This window comes from Bradyrhizobium cosmicum (genome assembly GCF_007290395.2).
GTDB lineage: Bacteria > Pseudomonadota > Alphaproteobacteria > Rhizobiales > Xanthobacteraceae > Bradyrhizobium > Bradyrhizobium cosmicum.
Window position 1 is genome coordinate 2,337,122 of sequence record NZ_CP041656.2, and the last position, 15,386, is coordinate 2,352,507.

Annotated in this window: 14 protein-coding genes; 8 read left to right on the forward strand and 6 right to left on the reverse strand. The window is 62.7% G+C overall.

Translation table 11 applies throughout. The annotated features are described in order from the left end of the window. Positions 1-113: 113 nt before the first annotated feature. Genes FNV92_RS11015 through FNV92_RS11030 form a run of 4 tightly spaced genes read left to right on the forward strand, consistent with a single transcriptional unit; the run spans position 114 to position 3,589 of the window. On the forward strand, positions 114-959 hold the full coding sequence (locus FNV92_RS11015) for an ABC transporter ATP-binding protein (RefSeq protein WP_143840972.1): 846 nt from the start codon (positions 114-116) through the stop codon (positions 957-959). Next, positions 956-1,741 carry an ABC transporter permease gene (locus tag FNV92_RS11020; RefSeq protein ID WP_143840971.1) on the forward strand — a complete coding sequence of 262 codons (786 nt, stop codon included), beginning with the start codon at positions 956-958 and terminating at the stop codon, positions 1,739-1,741. The genes FNV92_RS11015 and FNV92_RS11020 overlap by 4 nt, the downstream gene beginning before the upstream one ends. After that, positions 1,738-2,505, forward strand: coding sequence for an ABC transporter permease (locus tag FNV92_RS11025; protein ID WP_143840970.1), 768 nt, complete (start codon positions 1,738-1,740; stop codon positions 2,503-2,505). Before FNV92_RS11020 ends, FNV92_RS11025 begins: the two co-directional genes overlap by 4 nt. 37 nt (positions 2,506-2,542) lie before the next feature. Continuing rightward, positions 2,543-3,589 carry a 2,5-dihydroxypyridine 5,6-dioxygenase NicX family protein gene (locus tag FNV92_RS11030; RefSeq protein ID WP_143840969.1) on the forward strand — a complete coding sequence of 349 codons (1,047 nt, stop codon included), beginning with the start codon at positions 2,543-2,545 and terminating at the stop codon, positions 3,587-3,589. On the opposite strand, the gene FNV92_RS11035 is transcribed toward FNV92_RS11030, so the two are convergent. The 5 genes from FNV92_RS11035 to FNV92_RS11055 are packed head-to-tail and all read right to left on the reverse strand — an operon-like array spanning position 3,586 to position 9,313. Continuing rightward, positions 3,586-4,578 carry a 3-hydroxybutyryl-CoA dehydrogenase gene (locus FNV92_RS11035; RefSeq protein ID WP_143840968.1) on the reverse strand — a complete coding sequence of 331 codons (993 nt, stop codon included), beginning with the start codon at positions 4,576-4,578 and terminating at the stop codon, positions 3,586-3,588. The two genes, FNV92_RS11030 and FNV92_RS11035, sit on opposite strands and share 4 nt — an antisense overlap. A gap of 3 nt (positions 4,579-4,581) precedes the next feature. After that, on the reverse strand, positions 4,582-5,670 hold the full coding sequence (locus FNV92_RS11040) for an NAD/NADP-dependent octopine/nopaline dehydrogenase family protein (RefSeq protein ID WP_143840967.1): 1,089 nt from the start codon (positions 5,668-5,670) through the stop codon (positions 4,582-4,584). Beyond that, positions 5,667-7,193, reverse strand: coding sequence for a class I adenylate-forming enzyme family protein (locus FNV92_RS11045; RefSeq protein ID WP_143840966.1), 1,527 nt, complete (start codon positions 7,191-7,193; stop codon positions 5,667-5,669). Before FNV92_RS11045 ends, FNV92_RS11040 begins: the two co-directional genes overlap by 4 nt. Positions 7,194-7,195: 2 nt before the next feature. Then, positions 7,196-8,485: an acyl-CoA dehydrogenase family protein gene (locus FNV92_RS11050; protein WP_143840965.1), complete on the reverse strand. Its 1,290-nt coding sequence runs from the start codon at positions 8,483-8,485 to the stop codon at positions 7,196-7,198. Positions 8,486-8,497: 12 nt separating this feature from the next. Further along, complete coding sequence (locus FNV92_RS11055; RefSeq protein WP_143840964.1) at positions 8,498-9,313, reverse strand: alpha/beta fold hydrolase; 816 nt, start codon at positions 9,311-9,313, stop codon at positions 8,498-8,500. 200 nt (positions 9,314-9,513) lie between these two features. Between FNV92_RS11055 and FNV92_RS11060 the strand changes: the two genes are divergently transcribed. The 4 genes from FNV92_RS11060 (at position 9,514) to FNV92_RS11075 (ending at position 14,907) form a co-directional block, all read left to right on the forward strand. Then, on the forward strand, positions 9,514-10,275 hold the full coding sequence (locus FNV92_RS11060; RefSeq protein ID WP_143840963.1) for an SDR family NAD(P)-dependent oxidoreductase: 762 nt from the start codon (positions 9,514-9,516) through the stop codon (positions 10,273-10,275). A gap of 40 nt (positions 10,276-10,315) precedes the next feature. Further along, on the forward strand, positions 10,316-11,152 hold the full coding sequence (locus FNV92_RS11065; protein ID WP_143840962.1) for an enoyl-CoA hydratase family protein: 837 nt from the start codon (positions 10,316-10,318) through the stop codon (positions 11,150-11,152). A gap of 97 nt (positions 11,153-11,249) precedes the next feature. Next, entirely contained in the window at positions 11,250-13,601 is a 2,352-nt protein-coding gene (locus FNV92_RS11070) for a bifunctional salicylyl-CoA 5-hydroxylase/oxidoreductase (protein ID WP_143840961.1), read from the forward strand. A 55-nt stretch (positions 13,602-13,656) separates the two neighbouring features. Beyond that, a complete protein-coding gene (locus FNV92_RS11075; RefSeq protein WP_143840960.1) occupies positions 13,657-14,907 on the forward strand; it encodes a flavin-dependent oxidoreductase in 1,251 nt (416 codons plus the stop codon). 8 nt (positions 14,908-14,915) lie between these two features. On the opposite strand, the gene FNV92_RS11080 is transcribed toward FNV92_RS11075, so the two are convergent. Beyond that, positions 14,916-15,371 carry a cupin domain-containing protein gene (locus tag FNV92_RS11080; RefSeq protein WP_015684739.1) on the reverse strand — a complete coding sequence of 152 codons (456 nt, stop codon included), beginning with the start codon at positions 15,369-15,371 and terminating at the stop codon, positions 14,916-14,918. Between the last annotated feature and the right edge of the window lie 15 nt (positions 15,372-15,386).

A 15,386-nucleotide genomic window follows, 5' to 3' on the forward strand; every position in this document is an offset into this window, starting at 1 on the left:
TGCGAAAACAACCGCTCGTCTGGCAGGTTTCTTGCTAAGCTCAAGCCGCTGAAGGAGGACATTCAGCAGGGGTAACAACACGGTTGTTGCGCGCAAGCGAAGTGAGAAGCGGGATGAAGGTAATGCCTTCGAGATCGAGCGAATGGGTGAAACCGGTGACGTCACAACTGCCGGCTTCCAAGATCATCGAGATCGACCGCGTCTCGCAGGTTTTTCAGACCTCGGCGCGCAAGGATCATCTGGCGCTATCGGACATCTCGTTGGCGATCGAAGAGGGAGCCTTCGTCTCCATCCTCGGGCCGTCCGGCTGCGGCAAGTCGACACTGCTTTACATCGTCGGTGGCTTCGTTAGCCCGACAAGCGGCGCGGCGAAGATGAAGGGACAAACGATTACGGGACCGGGGCCGGATCGCGGGCCGGTATTCCAGGAGTTCGCACTGTTTCCGTGGAAGACCGTATTGGGGAACGTGATGTATGGTCCGCGCCAGCAAGGTGTGCGGGCCACGGAGGCGGAAGCGCAGAGCCGAGCCCTGATTGAGATGGTCGGCCTCAAGGGTTACGAGAATTTCTATCCGAAGGAGCTGTCAGGCGGCATGAAGCAGCGCGTGGCACTCGCCCGGACGCTCGCGTACCATCCCGAAGTCCTGTTGATGGACGAACCGTTCGGTGCTCTGGACGCGCACACCCGGACACGCCTGCAGAATGATCTTCTGAACATCTGGGAGCGTGACCGCAAAACGGTGCTGTTCGTCACTCATTCGGTCGATGAAGCCGTCTTCCTGTCGGACAAGGTCGTGATGATGTCGAAATCTCCCGGCCGCATCCGGCAGGTCATCGACATCGACCTGCCGCGACCGCGCCGCCGCAACGAGTTGTTGCTCGATCCGCGCTACCAGAAATATGTCGTCGATATCGAGCGCATGTTCGACGAGGTCGACGAGAGCGGATCGGCGTTATGACATCGCCGGCTGCTTTGGCCAGACGGGCCGCCCCGGTGTTTGCTTGCATCGGCCTGCTGGCGATGTGGCAGGTCGCATCGCTCGCGCTGAAGAACGACAGCTTTCCGACCGCGCTCGAGGCGCTTTGGGCGATTCCCGACATCCTTGGCGACAAGGAGGCCTTGATCAACATCCTGGCCTCGCTCCGTCGCATGGCAATGGGATTCGGTGTGGCGGTGCTGGTCTCGATTCCGCTCGGCTTGTTGATGGGCCGTAGCCGGGCGGTGGCAGCTTTCTTCAATCCGCTCCTGATGGTGATCTACCCGGTCCCGAAGGCAGCCCTGATGCCGATCATCATGCTTTGGCTGGGGGTCGGCGACATCACGAAGACGCTGGTGATCTTTCTCGGCGTCAGTCTTCCGGTGATCTATCATAGCTTTGAAGGTGCCAAGGCGGTCGAAGAGAAGATGATGTGGTCGGGCGCTGCGATGGGGCTCTCATCGCTGCAACGTCTGGTCCGGATCGTGCTGCCCGCTGCACTGCCGGAGATCCTGACCGGATGCCGCACGGGGCTCGTGCTGGCGTTGATCACAATGATCACCAGCGAGATGATCGCCCGCCAGTCCGGCGCTGGCAACATCCTGTTCAACGCGCTCGACATGGGTCAATACGACACCGTATTTGCCATGATCATCATCGTGGGGGCGATGGGAATCTGCCTCGATGCGATCTTCGAGCGGGTCCGCGCACGGCTTGTGCGCTGGTCTGAGCCTCAGTTCGACATTCCGCTGAGCTTCTCATGACCTCACGCGTGCTCCCATCAACTGTCCTTCTCGGAGTTGCACCGATCGTGCTCGTGATCGCGGTGTGGCAAGGCCTCGTGTCATTTGGCTTTGCGCCTGCGGTCTTGCTGCCGCCGCCGGGATTCGTCTTCAGCCGGCTGCTCCAGCAACTCGTGACCTGGACGTTTCAGCAGGAGATCGCGGCGACCCTGATCCGGCTGTTTGCCGGGTTCGCGATCGCTGTCGTGCTTGGCGTTAGCATCGGTATTGCGGCTGCCGCCAATCCCGCCATCAATGCCGTGGTACGGCCGATCGTGCGCGTATTGGCGCCGCTACCCAAGGTCGCGCTCTATCCGGCGCTACTGCTGCTGCTGGGCTTTGGCCATGGATCAAAGATCACCCTGGTGGCGGCGGACGCTCTCTTTCCGATCTTGCTGTCTACCTATTACGGCGCGTCCACTGTCGAGCAAAAGCTGATCTGGTCGGCTATGGCGGCAGGAACGCCGCGCTATGAAATTCTGTTCAAGGTGGTGCTGCCGGCGGCGATGCCGTCGATCCTGACCGGCTGCCGGATCGGACTTGTCATTTCCTGCATCGTGGTGTTTCTGGCCGAGATGATCACATCGACGGATGGGCTTGGCCATGTGCTGGTGACAGCGGCCCGGACCTTTCAGGCCGTCGACATGTTCGTGCCGCTGATTACAATCTCGCTCCTTGGGTTGATCCTGAACGGCTTGTTGGGCGTCCTGCGATCGTACCTCTTGCGGGGCTTCCCCGAAGCGTAATTTGACTGATAAAAAACCAGAAGACCGGGAGTGAAGCATGCTAGCGGATCGCATCGAGGCCAAATGGATCGACGCATTTTGCGAGATCTTTGAGCGTTGTGCCGTCAAGGCCGGCGATACTGCCGCGATCCTCTCGGAGACACAATCGCGCGCGCTGAATGTGCATCTGGCAGAGCTTGCTCTGCTGCGGATGGGGGCGCGGCCGTTTCACGTGGTGATGCCGACACCGCGTAACCGGAATATCGTGCCGGTTCGCTCGACGGGAGCAAGCGAGGCGATCCAGCGGCTCGGCCCGGTCATCACCGCGCTTCAGCAGGCCGGTTTCGTGGTGGATTGCACTATCGAGGGGCTGATGCATGCGGTGGAGACCCCTGAAATTCTCAAGGCCGGTGCGCGGATCCTGGTGATCTCCAACGAGCATCCCGAGGCGCTGGAGCGGATGGTCCCGGATTCCGCGCTTGAGAAACGCGTTCGTGCCGCGGCGAAGATGCTGCGAGGAACCAAGCGTATGCGGGTTACTTCGAAGGCCGGCACCGCGCTCGACGTCGATATGGTTGGAGCTTCGACGGTCGGCGTGTGGGGCTGGACTGACAAGCCCGGCACACTGGCGCACTGGCCGGGCGGCATCGTCGTCAGCTTTCCCAAGAGCAAGACGATCAATGGCACGCTGGTGATGGCGCCCGGTGACATCAACCTGACCTTCAAGCGCTACCTGACCTCGCCGGTGAAGATGACGTTGAAGGACGATTATGTCGTCGAGTTGGAAGGCGAGGGGACGGATGCCGCGATGATGCGCGCTTATCTCGCCGCCTGGGGCGACCGTGAGGCCTATGCGGTGTCACATGTTGGGTTCGGCATGAACCCCGGAGCTCGCTACGAGGCGCTGTCGATGTACGATCAGCGCGACACCAACGGTACCGAAATTCGTGCCGTTTCCGGCAACTTCCTGTTCTCGACCGGCGCGAACGAATTCGCCGGCCGCTATACGGCCGGCCATTTCGACTTGCCGATGATGGGAACGACTATCGAACTCGATGGTGTCGCGGTCGTTCGCGAAGGCGTGCTTCAGGATGTCTTCGGCTAGCCGCGATCGAGCACGGGCGGGCGAGCCAGGTCGAAGTGACGGAGCAGGTCGACCATGGCCTGAAGCCGCTTTGCCCGATAGGCGTCGACGTCGAGGCCGGAATAGTCAAGAAAGCCGGAGCCCGTTCGTAGGCCGATCCGCCCTTCCTGCATGTTTCGCGAAATGACGTCGGGCGCCCGGTAGCGGTCGCTGCCGAGCGCGCCTTCGAGATAGCGGCTGGCGTAATACAGGATGTCGCCGCCGCCCCAGTCGATGAATTCGAGCAGTCCAAGCACGGCGTAGCGGAAGCCGAAGCCATAGCGGATCGCCTTGTCGATCTCCTCGGCGCTGGCAACGCCTTCCTCGACCATGCGTGCGGCCTCGTTCATCGCCAGTGCCTGGATGCGCGGAACGATGAAGCCTGGCGTCGCGGCGCAGACCACCGGCACCTTGCCGATGCCTTCGAGCAGTGCCTTGACTTCGTCGATGATGGCAGGGTCGGTAGCTTTGCCGGGCGAAACTTCCACCAGCGGGATCAGATAGGCCGGGTTGAGCCAGTGCACGTTGAGAAAGCGGCGGGGATATTCGATCACGCCGGACAAATCGTCGACGAGGATGGTCGACGTCGTCGATGCGATGATCGTGTCCGGTCCGACCTGCTTTGAAGCTGCCCCCAACACCTCCCGTTTGAGCTCGACGACCTCCGGAACGCCCTCGAAGACCATTCCGGTCTCGGACAGCACCGCACTGCTTTGTGCGGCGGGCACGACCGAAACACGCGCTATGAGCGGGTCGACATCGGCCTCGGCCAGCAGGCCAAGCTTCGATAGGCTGGCAAATGTCTTCCTGACTTCGCCGAGCGCGTCCGCCTCCAGCTTGGAGAAGTCTTCGGCGGAGCGGGCCTTGACGTCGATCATGGTGACCCGGTGGCCTGCGTAAGCGAACGCGACGGCAATGCCGCGTCCCATGCGGCCGGCCCCGAGACAGGCAATGTTGGCGCGAGTGGTCATCGGCTAAAACCCCGTGCGAAGAAGCGCCTGCAATTCGGTCCTGCCGAGATTGCCTAGCCCCATCGTCTCAAGCGTCCGCCCCCCTCGCGCAAAATCCTCTCCGCAGACCGCGCCGCCGATGGCCAGAAAGGCTTTCGCCAGCGGCGTGGCCGCCCCTGCCAGGCCAGCGATGGATACCAGCAGCGAAAGCCCCAGCCGCAGATCCTCGCGCATATAGCGATGCTCGGTCAGCACGATGCGTTCGCGCCAATCGCCGGAATCGGTCAGTCGGTCATGCGAACCGCGGCCATACATCCAGATCTCGCCTTCCTTGGCGTAGTGGTGAGCGAGCGGAAAATGCGGCGCGCCATATCCAAGCGCCTCGCGCACTGTGATCCGCTCGGCGTCAAGCGCATCGGTAACCCGCCGGACCGCGGCTTGCGTTCCTTCCTTGTGAATGTCCCACCGCTCGAAATGTTCGATCGGCCCTGCGTTCATCACGATCAGCGGCGGATGGATGATGGGGCCCGCGTTCATCAGTGCCCCGGACAGCGCGTCTCCACACGGCTCGATCGCATCCGGAAACGCGTATCCGATCACCTTGAGCGCGTGCGGTGCCAGATCAAGCGGAAACACGCCGACCGGCAATCGTTTGGCACGGATCGTGATCGCGACCTCGAATGGCCCGTGCTTGCGCGTCAGCCAGGGCAATGTGCCAGTCTCCGCAAAGCTCACTTTGGCGCGATTGCCGGCATCCCGCGCAGCTTGTGCGAAGATCATCGAGCCGAATGTTGCCGGCGGCAGAAACACGACCTGGCCGTCCTGCAGATGCGGAGCAAGCAGGCGAGCGATATCCGGCTGTGCGAAAGCGGGGGCGGGGCACAGGATCAGTTCGGTACCGCCGATGGCCTCGGCGATATCTGTCGTCACCAGCGCCAGTTTGACGTCGTGACGGCCGTTGTGGTCCTTCACCAGGATGCGCGAGCCGGCGGCGCGATGTGCAGCGACCGCCTCTGCATCGCGGCGCCAGAGCCGGACCTGATGTCCCGACAGCGCGAAATCGCCCGCGGCGGCGAAAGAGCCGTTTCCCCCACCCAGAACAGCAATCTTCAAGATGCTTCTCCTTGCGCGCGCGCCTGCGCATCAAGTTGCTTCAGCAGGAAATGCTGGACCTTTCCCAGCGCGGTGCGCGGTAGGTCGGTTACGAAGACGATGTCGCGCGGAATCTTGTAACGGGCGAGCTGGACCTGAAGATGTGCTCTCAGTTCGTCTGCCTCGAGTTTGCACCCGGATCGCCGGATCACATAGGCGATCGGCACCTCGTCCCAGCGCGGATCCGGCCTGCCGATCACGGCGCACTCGCTGACATCGGGATGCTCGAGCAGCACGCGTTCGACCTCGGCCGGGTAGACGTTTTCTCCCCCGGAAATGATCATGTTTTTCTTGCGATCGCGGACCCAGAAATAGCCGTCCGCGTCGCACAAGCCGATATCGCCGGTACGATACCAGCCGTCGTGCAGCGCATCGCGCGTTGCATCCGCGTTGCCCCAATATTCAAAGAACACGTTAGGGCCACGCAACGCAATCTCGCCCGGCGTGCCCGCTTGCACTTCAGTACCGGCCTGATCGACCACCTTCGCCTCGCAGCACAGGCCGGCAAGTCCGGTTGATCCCGCGCGCGAAAGATCGCCGCCAAGCCGGGTGTAAACGGCAATGGGGCACGTTTCCGTCGAGCCGTACACCTGAAGCACCGGCACTCCGCGCGAGGCGATACGATCGATCAGGTGCGGCGGCACAATGGTCGAGCCGGTGGCGACGGCCCTTAGCGACGACAGATCGGCGGTAGCCCAGGCGGGATGCTCGCTCACGGCCTGAATGATCGCCGGGACCATCACGGTCAGTGTTGGCCTCTCTCGCTCGATGGCTGCGAGCGCGGTGTCCGGTGTGAACCGAGCGTGGATCGTGACGGTCGCGCCCAGCTGAAGCGCCGGCGTAGTCTGGATGTTGAGGCCGCCGACATGGAAGAACGGCAATACCGTCAGCACGTGATCGTCGGACGTCATGTTGTGCATGTGCTGGCTCATGACGCCATTCCAGAACAAGGCCTCCTGGCGCAGCACCGCGCCTTTCGGCCGTCCTGTCGTTCCTGAAGTGTACACGATGAGCAGCGGGCAGGAGAGATCGGTATGCGGGTTGCGACCATTGCCTTCGCTGCGAGCCAGCAAAGCTTCGAATGTCGTGCCATGAGGTGGCGTGAAATCGAACCCGATGACGGCCGTTCCCGGTGCAAGCCCAAGAAAAACGCCCTCGAATGCCTGCTCGAGCACCAGCACCTTGGCGCCCGCATCGGTGAGAATGAAGAGTTGCTCGGCGACGGCGAGCCGCCAGTTCAGCGGCACCAGCATCGCGCCGAGTCGTGCGCATGCGTAGAGTAGGACCAGATAGTCCGGCCGGTTCAAACTCAGGATCGCGACGCGGTCGCCTCGGCCGACGCCGAACTCCTCCTTCAAAGCCGTGGCAGTCCGCCCGATGCGTGCTGCGAATTCGCCGTAGCTTAGCCGTTCCCCCTCGAAGGAAATGGCCGTCTTATCTGGCGCGAAGGCCGCGTTGCGATCGATCAGACTACAGAGATCCACTGTCAGTCGTCCGTTTCGCCGGCCTCGTACAGCGCCTCGCGGCCGATCCGGTCGAGGCATAGCTCCGCCGTCCAGGGCAGCATCAGCGAGCCGCAGCGGCTGTCGCGATAGATGCGCTCGAGCGGCAGCGACCGAAGCATGGCCTGACCGCCACAAGTGCGGATCGCGAGCGCCGCCAACTCGTTGGCACCCTCCATCACCGAGTATTGCGCGGCATAGGCGCGCAGCACCTGCTCCTTGCTCGGACTGGCACAGGCTTCAGTGACAGCCTGGAACCAGATTGCCTTGATCTGCTCCAGCTTGATCTGCATCTGTGCGACCGCAATCTGCTTGGTCGGATACATCCGGCGCTTGACCGGCGGCATTCCCGGCACCTCGCCACGTAGATAACGCACGGTGAAATCGTAGGCGGCTTGCGCAAGGCCCATATAGGTCGGCGACAGCGTCAGGAACATGTGCGGCCAACGCATCGCGGCCTGAAAATAGACGCCGCGCGGCATCAGCGCAGAATCCTCCGGTACGAACACGTCCTTGAACAGAAGTGTCCGGGAGACCGTTCCGCGCATACCGAGCGGATCCCAGTCCCCGACGACAGAGACACCTTTCGATTTCGCCGAGATGGCGAGGTAGAGGGTGTTGCGGCGCGAGGCCTTCTCGCCTTCCTCGATCTCGGTGCAGAGCACGCCGTAATAGTCAGCATGGCCGGACAGCGATGCAAAGATCTTCTTCCCGTTGACGATCCAGCCGCCCGCGACCGGCTTTGCTTCCGTGCCGAAGGCAACGCCACCTGCGGCGGCAGCGCCGCCCTCCGAAAAGGGTTGCGAATAGATCGCGCCGTCCTCGACGATGCGCTTGTAGTGGACGGCCCGCCGCCGCTCGTGCTCGGCGCGGGTCTCAGCGTCCATGTCGAGATCATCGGCGAGCGGGCCCGACCACAGTGTCGAACAGACATGCATGTTCCAGGTGAGCGCGGTCGCGCCGCAATACCGGCCGATCTCGGCGGCCGCTAACGCGTAAGTCTGGTAGTCCGCGCCAAGGCCGCCATGTTTCTTGGGGACGGCAATTCCAAGCAGACCGACGCGATGCAGGTCGCGATAGTTCTCGCTCGGGAAGACCGCCTCGCGATCGTAGGTGGCTGCGCGACCCGCGAACACGCTCTGACCGATCTCTCGTGCGCGCGTGATGATGCCGGCCTGCTCGTCATTCAAGCGGAATGCGACGGGATCGAAGATCGGTGCATCCAGCGCGACCTTGTCGGTCGTGCCGATAGTCTTGCTGACTTGCATGGTCATTGCGCAGTCACCTTACGCTTTGGTCGCGATGGAGTTCACGAATCGGCCGAGAGCCTCGTCAAAGGCATCGGGACGTTCGAGGTTGGCGAGATGGCCGACGCCAGCGAGCTCGACATATTCAGCCGAAGGAATGTAGGTCGCCGTCTTCGCCATCATCGGCGCAGGCGCATTGTTGTCCTTGGAGCCGGACAGAAGCAGCGTCGGCGCGGAAATGTCCTTGAGCGTGCTGCGCTGATCGAATCCGATCAAGGCGAGCATCATGGCGCGATAGCTCGCCTCCGGCACGGCTGCCATGCACTCGCGCGCAAGCTCCATCCCCTTCGGATCGGGATTGTCACCGACGAGCTCCTTCACCAGGGAAGGGGCCAGCGACTGCATCGTCTCCCCGCGATCGAGCGGCCCGAGCCGTGCAGCGATGAACGATTTCTGCCAGTCGCCGTCGGCTTTGCCAAAGGCTGGGCTGGTCTGTGCCAGCACGACCGCCCGTGCAAGTCCCGGCGATTGCACCAGCCACTTCTGAACGATCATGCCGCCGATCGAATGGCCCACCAGAATAGGTTTCGCCGCGCCGATTTGCTCGATGAATTGCTGAAGGGCATCGGCCAGCGCAGCGATGCTCACGCGGGTGAGCGGTGCAGATCCGCCATAGCCCGGCATGTCCCATGCGATTGCGCGGAAGCGGTTACCGAATGTGGCAAGCTGCTGCCGCCAGGCCCGCGCTGCGCCGCCGATGCCATGCAGGAAAATCAGAGGTATCGCGCTCGGCTCGCCCGCAGCTTCATAGGCGAAGCGTCCGTCCTTTGTTATCATTGGCGCAGGCTGCGACACGCGACATCCTTTTGCTCGGCCCGGGGATGCTAACAGGCCTGCGGGCGATGGGAAGAGATAATTTTATACTTAAAGCAATTTTCAGGCCGGTCTTCCCCCGCTGTCTGTTTGCCGGGGTCGAGAGGACGCTTCGTTGCAAAAGCTTGAAGATTAAAATATATCCGAAGCACAGACGCGCAGCCGCGTCGGGGAGTCAGCGCATGTCCGGATTGCCGCATTCGCCGCACGCACTAGTGACTGGTGGGGGCCGCGGCATCGGTCGTGCGATTGCAGGGGCTTTGGCTGGAGCTGGCGCCACGGTTACGGTGCTTGGGCGGAATGCCGCAACTCTCGAAGAGGCGGTCAATGCGGGCGCCGCGCACTTTGCAGCCGTCGCCGACGTCTCGGATGAAGCTGCGCTGAAGGCAGCGGTGGCCGAAGCGCATGCGCGAAAGCCGATCGATATCCTGGTCGCCAACGCCGGCAGTGCCGAATCCGCGCCGTTCTCAAAATCGGATAGCGCACTGTTTGCGCGCATGATGGACGTCAATTTCATGGGCGTGGTCCATGCCGTCCATGCTGTGTTGCCGGAGATGAAGGACCGCCCCTATGGTCGCATCGTCGCAGTCGCGTCGACCGCGGGCCTGAAGGGCTATGCCTATGTCAGCGCGTACAGCGCTGCAAAACACGCCGTGGTCGGTCTGGTGCGTTCGTTAGCCCTGGAAATGGCGGGGAGTAATGTGACCGTGAATGCGGTGTGTCCCGGCTTTACCGATACTGATCTTGTCGCCGGCAGCATCGAAAACATCATGAAGAAGACGGGACGAACCCGCGAGCAGGCAATCGCCGAACTGGCCAAGCACAATCCGCAGGGACGGCTGATCACGCCTCAGGAGGTTGCAGACGCGGTTCTTTGGTTGTGCGGCATGAGCGCTGGCGCGATCACCGGGCAGGCAATTGCCGTGGCCGGTGGTGAAATCTAGCGTGTGCCGCAAGCAGAACTAGGAAGCTTAAGGAGATCGCATGAGCAGACCAGCCAATCCCGTGACCTTGCCGCTGGCGGACTATTCGCCGCAGCACTTCCTGCTGGCCGTTGTCGATGGTGTTGCCACCGTGACGCTCAACCGTCCCGAGCGCAAGAATCCGCTGACTTTCGAGAGCTACCGGGAACTGACGGATTTCTTCCGCGCCTGCGCGTTCGACGACGCGGTCAAGACTCTCGTCATCACCGGTGCCGGCGGCAATTTCTCGTCCGGCGGCGATGTGTTCGAGATCATCGGCCCGCTCGTGAAGATGGATACTAAGGGGCTGACGGCGTTCACGCGGATGACCGGTGACCTCGTCAAGGCGATGCGGGCTTGCCCGCAGCCGATCGTCGCCGCGGTCGAGGGCATTTGCGCTGGCGCCGGCGCCATCATTGCCATGGCATCGGACATGCGCCTCGCGGCGAGCGGAGCCAAGGTGGCGTTCCTATTCAACAAGGTCGGTCTCGGCGGCTGCGACATGGGTGCCTGCGCGATCCTGCCGCGGATCATCGGACAGTCCCGCGCTTCCGAACTGCTCTACACCGGCCGGTTCATGACCGCGGAGGAGGGGGAGCGCTGGGGCTTCTTCAGCCGCATCGTCACGCCTGAGCAGGTGCTGCCGCAGGCGCAACTGCTGGCCAAACAGGTCGCGGACGGCCCGACCTTCGGCAACACCATGACCAAGCGCATGCTGGCCATGGAATGGGCGATGTCGGTGGAAGAGGCGATCGAGGCGGAGGCCGTTGCACAAGCGCTGTGCATGACGACGGCCGATTTCGAGCGCGCCTTCGAAGCTTTCGCCAACAAGGTCAAGCCGGTCTTCAGGGGCGACTGAGCCGGCGGGCCATTCCTGGGGGAGGCCGGTGACGGGGACTTGCGCGAGATTATTTTAGGGTTAAAATAATTTCGCCGGGTCAATTGGCGAGGCTCCCATGAAAGTCGCGATTATCGGTGGTGGACCTGCGGGTCTCTACGCAGCGATCCTGCTCAAGAAGCAGCGCCCGAGCGCTGATATCACCGTATATGAGCGCAACCGTGCCGACGACACGTTCGGTTTCGGCGTCGTGTTCTCCGACGCGACGCTCGACAATTTCGAGAAACACGATCTTCCGAGCTATCGCCGCATCACCCAGGAGTTCGCGTACTGGGACGACATCGCCGTGCATTTCCGCGGCACCGTCCATCGGGTCGGTGGTAACGGTTTTTGTGGCTGCTCGCGGCAGAAGTTGCTCCTGATCCTCCAGGAGCGCGCGCGCGAGCTCGGCGTCGTCTTGCATTTCGAGGTGGATATCGAGGACGAATCCCGCTTCGCCGATGCCGATCTCGTTCTGATCGCAGACGGCATCAACAGCCGTTTTCGCGAGAAATATGTCGATCATTTCCAGCCCGAGGTCGATCTCCGCTCCAACAAGTTCGCCTGGATGGGCTCGACCAGGTCGCTCGATGCCTTCACTTTCATCTTCCAGGAGACAGAGTGGGGCCCGTTCATCGCCCACGCCTATCAGTACGAGGCCGGGCACTCGACCTGGATTTTCGAGACTGATCCGGAGACGTTCGAGCGCGCGGGGCTGACGGGGCTCAACGAGACCCAGTCCGCCGCACGCATGGCCGACATCTTCGGCTGGTTCCTCGACGGGCATAAGCTGCTCACCAACCGCTCGATGTGGCGCAATTTCCCGATGATCCGCAGCAAGCGCTGGGTCAAGGACAACATGGTGCTGCTCGGCGATGCCAAGGCGAGCGCCCATTTCTCGATCGGTTCCGGCACCAAGCTGGCGATGGAAGATGCGATCGCGCTGGCTGAGGCGATGGAGAGAGAGCCCAGCATTCAGGCCGCGTTGGAGGTCTACGAGCACGGAAGGCGCGAGGAGGTCGAGAAGACGCAGCATGCCGCCGACGTCTCGCTGGTCTGGTTCGAGCACGTCGACCGCTTCTGGGAGTTTGATCCCGTTCAGTTCGCATTCGGCGTGATGACGCGCTCGAAGGCGATCACCTACGACAATCTGAAACTCCGCGCTCCGGATTTCGTGGCGGAGGTCGAGAAGTCGTTTGCCAGGCAGGTTCGCAGCAATGGCTTCGACGTCAACACCGACAAGCCGGTGGTGCCGCTGTTCCAGCCGTTTCGCTTGCGTGAGATGGAGATCTCCAATCGCGCGGTGGTGTCGCCGATGTGCATGTATTCCGCGAAGGAGGGCGTGCCGACTGACTTCCATCTGGTCCATTACGGCTCGCGCGCGATCGGCGGCGCCGGCCTGATCTTCACGGAAATGACCTGCGTCAGCCGCGACGCCCGGATCACGCCCGGTTGCGCCGGGCTGTGGAACGACGAGCAGGAGGCCGCGTGGCGCCGCGTCGTGGATTTCGTCCACGCCAACTCGGCTTCGAAGATTTGCCTGCAATTGGGGCATGCCGGCCGCAAGGGGGCGACCAAGCTGATGTGGGATGGTATCGACCGGCCCCTCGACGAGGGGGGCTGGGAGGTGTTCTCGGCGTCGCCGCTGCCCTATTTTCCTGACAGCCAGGTGCCGCGCGAGCTTGATCGGGCCGGCATGAACGCAGTGAGAGATTCGTTCGTCGCGGCAGCGGAGCGCGGCGAGCGCTGTGGATTCGATATGCTCGAACTTCACTGTGCCCACGGTTATCTGCTTGCGAGCTTCATCTCGCCGTTGACGAACACGCGCTCCGATGACTACGGCGGCTCGCTCGCCAACCGTCTGCGATTTCCGCTTGAGGTCTTCGAGGTGCTTCGCGCGGTGTGGCCGAAGCACAAGCCGATGTCGGTCCGTATTTCCGCGACCGATTGGGCGGACGGCGGCATCACCGGCGACGATGCTGTCGCGATCGCGCGCGCCTTTGCGGAGGCCGGTGTCGATCTCGTCGATGTCTCGACCGGCCAGACCGTCCGCGATGCACAGCCGATCTATGGGCGCATGTTCCAGACGCCGTTCTCCGACCAGGTCCGCAACGAGGCGCGCGTCGCCACCATGTGTGTCGGCAACATTACGACCGCGGATCAGGCTAATACCATTTTAGCCGCCGGTCGGGCGGACCTCGTTGCGCTCGGGCGGCCGCATCTTGTCGACCCTTTCTTCACCATGAAGGCGGCGGCCTGGTACGGAGCGGACGGAGCGTTCTGCCCGCCGCAATATCTGCCTGGAAAAGAGCAGATTTTCCGCAACAGCGTGCGCGACAGGCTGGATCTCGAGGAGCTGAGAATTAAGGCTAAGCCCAAGACGCGGGCCGAGCTCAAGGCGGAGGCGACAAAGCCGCTTGCGGCGGAGTGACCGGCCGTGCGACGTTAACCCATTGCCTGGCGTGTTTTGAGTGGAGTTGAGGGCGATGAAGGCGATTATCGTCGGTGGCGGTATCGGTGGTCTCACCACGGCGCTGATGCTGCGGGCTCGTGGCATCGGTTGTGAAATTTTCGAGCAATCGGACACCATTCGCGAACTTGGCGTGGGCATCAACACGCTGCCCCATGCAATGCGCGAGCTTGCTAGCCTCGGCCTGCTTCAGAAGCTTGACGACGTCGCGGTCCGCACCGACCAGCTCTACTATCTCAACCGCCATGGCCAGGAGGTCTGGCGCGAAGCTCGTGGAGTCGACGCCGGCCACGACGTGCCGCAATTCTCGATCCATCGCGGCAGGCTTCAGGGCGTCATCCATCGGGCCGTCGAGGAGCGGCTCGGGCCGGAGGCAATTCACACCGGTTGTCGGCTCGGCGCCTTCACGCAGGACGAGGGCGGTGTCACCGCCTATTTCTTCGATCGTGCCGGCGCGCATGTCCACACCGCGCGCGGCGATATTTTGATCGGTGCTGACGGCATCCATTCGCGTGTCCGTGACACGCTGTTCCCCAATGAGGGGCCGCCGTGCTGGAACGGCCTGATGCTGTGGCGCGGTGCGCGCGACTGGCCGCTGTTCCTCACTGGCAAGTCGATGATCGTGGCCGGTGGCCTCAACGCCAAGGTGGTGATCTATCCGATCGCGGAAGGATCCAGCCCCGCGAGCCGCCTCACCAACTGGGCGGTGCTGGTCAAGGTCGGTGAGGGCAATGCGCCGCCGCCGCGGAAAGAGGACTGGTCGCGGCCGGGCCGGCGGGAGGAGTTGATGCCGCATGTCGCGCGCTTTTCGGTGCCCTACATCGACGTGAAGAGTCTGATCTCGGCGACGCCCGAATTCTACGAGTATCCGACCTGCGACCGGGATCCCTTGCCCTATTGGTCGTCCGGGCGCGTCACGCTGCTCGGCGATGCCGCGCATCCCATGTATCCGGTCGGCTCGAACGGCGCCTCGCAGGCAATCCTCGATGCACGCTGCCTTGCCGATGCGTTGGTGCGTGCCGAGCACCCGCGCCAGGCACTGATGGAATACGAGAAGAAACGCCTGCCGATGACCGCCGACATCGTTCGCTCCAATCGGCGCGGCGGCCCTGAGGGCGTCATCGACGCCGTCGAGCAGCTTGCGCCCGACGGCTTCGACAATGTCGACAACGTGCTGAGCTATTCCCAGCGTGAGGCGATCGTGCGCGGCTACGCGACCAAGGCCGGCTTCGCCGCCGTGCCGGGCCTCGCGGCAGTGCGCGCTTAAACCCGCTGCTAGCCGCCAGGAGGCGGCGGCAGGAAGTGGATGTTGAACTCGGCGGCCAGCGCCACCACGTCCTCCGGCTTCTGTTCCTTCATATTGTGAAGGCCCCAGAACAGGTCGAACAGCTTCTTGGTTGGCGACACCCAGAACAGCACTTTCGCGGTCTGCTCCGACTTGTTGAAGATGCCGTGCGGCACGCCCATGCCGAGGCGGATCAGATCGCCTGGGGTCGCCTGCGACTCGGAATTGCCAAGCATGAAATCGAGCTTGCCCTCCAGCATGTAGAGATATTCATCCTGATCGGGATGGATGTGCGGCGGCACGAACGTGCCCGGTGGCAAGGTGGCGTGCCAGGAGAAGCTGTGTTCGGTGTTGCTCTTCGGCACATAGGTCTGGCCGAGGATGTTCCAGGAAATGCCCTGGATACCCTCGTTGGCCCGCGTGATGCCGGTGATTTCACTTTTCATGCAGTTCTCCCTTTA

Coding starts and splice junctions, on each gene's coding strand:
- FNV92_RS11020 (WP_143840971.1), top strand. CDS start 956: ATGACATCGCCGGCTGCTTTGGCCAGACGGGCCGCCCCGGTGTTTGCT.
- FNV92_RS11015 (WP_143840972.1), top strand. CDS start 114: ATGAAGGTAATGCCTTCGAGATCGAGCGAATGGGTGAAACCGGTGACG.
- FNV92_RS11060 (WP_143840963.1), top strand. CDS start 9,514: ATGTCCGGATTGCCGCATTCGCCGCACGCACTAGTGACTGGTGGGGGC.
- FNV92_RS11070 (WP_143840961.1), top strand. CDS start 11,250: ATGAAAGTCGCGATTATCGGTGGTGGACCTGCGGGTCTCTACGCAGCG.
- FNV92_RS11030 (WP_143840969.1), top strand. CDS start 2,543: ATGCTAGCGGATCGCATCGAGGCCAAATGGATCGACGCATTTTGCGAG.
- FNV92_RS11065 (WP_143840962.1), top strand. CDS start 10,316: ATGAGCAGACCAGCCAATCCCGTGACCTTGCCGCTGGCGGACTATTCG.
- FNV92_RS11025 (WP_143840970.1), top strand. CDS start 1,738: ATGACCTCACGCGTGCTCCCATCAACTGTCCTTCTCGGAGTTGCACCG.
- FNV92_RS11035 (WP_143840968.1), bottom strand. CDS start 4,578: ATGACCACTCGCGCCAACATTGCCTGTCTCGGGGCCGGCCGCATGGGA.
- FNV92_RS11080 (WP_015684739.1), bottom strand. CDS start 15,371: ATGAAAAGTGAAATCACCGGCATCACGCGGGCCAACGAGGGTATCCAG.
- FNV92_RS11075 (WP_143840960.1), top strand. CDS start 13,657: ATGAAGGCGATTATCGTCGGTGGCGGTATCGGTGGTCTCACCACGGCG.
- FNV92_RS11050 (WP_143840965.1), bottom strand. CDS start 8,485: ATGACCATGCAAGTCAGCAAGACTATCGGCACGACCGACAAGGTCGCG.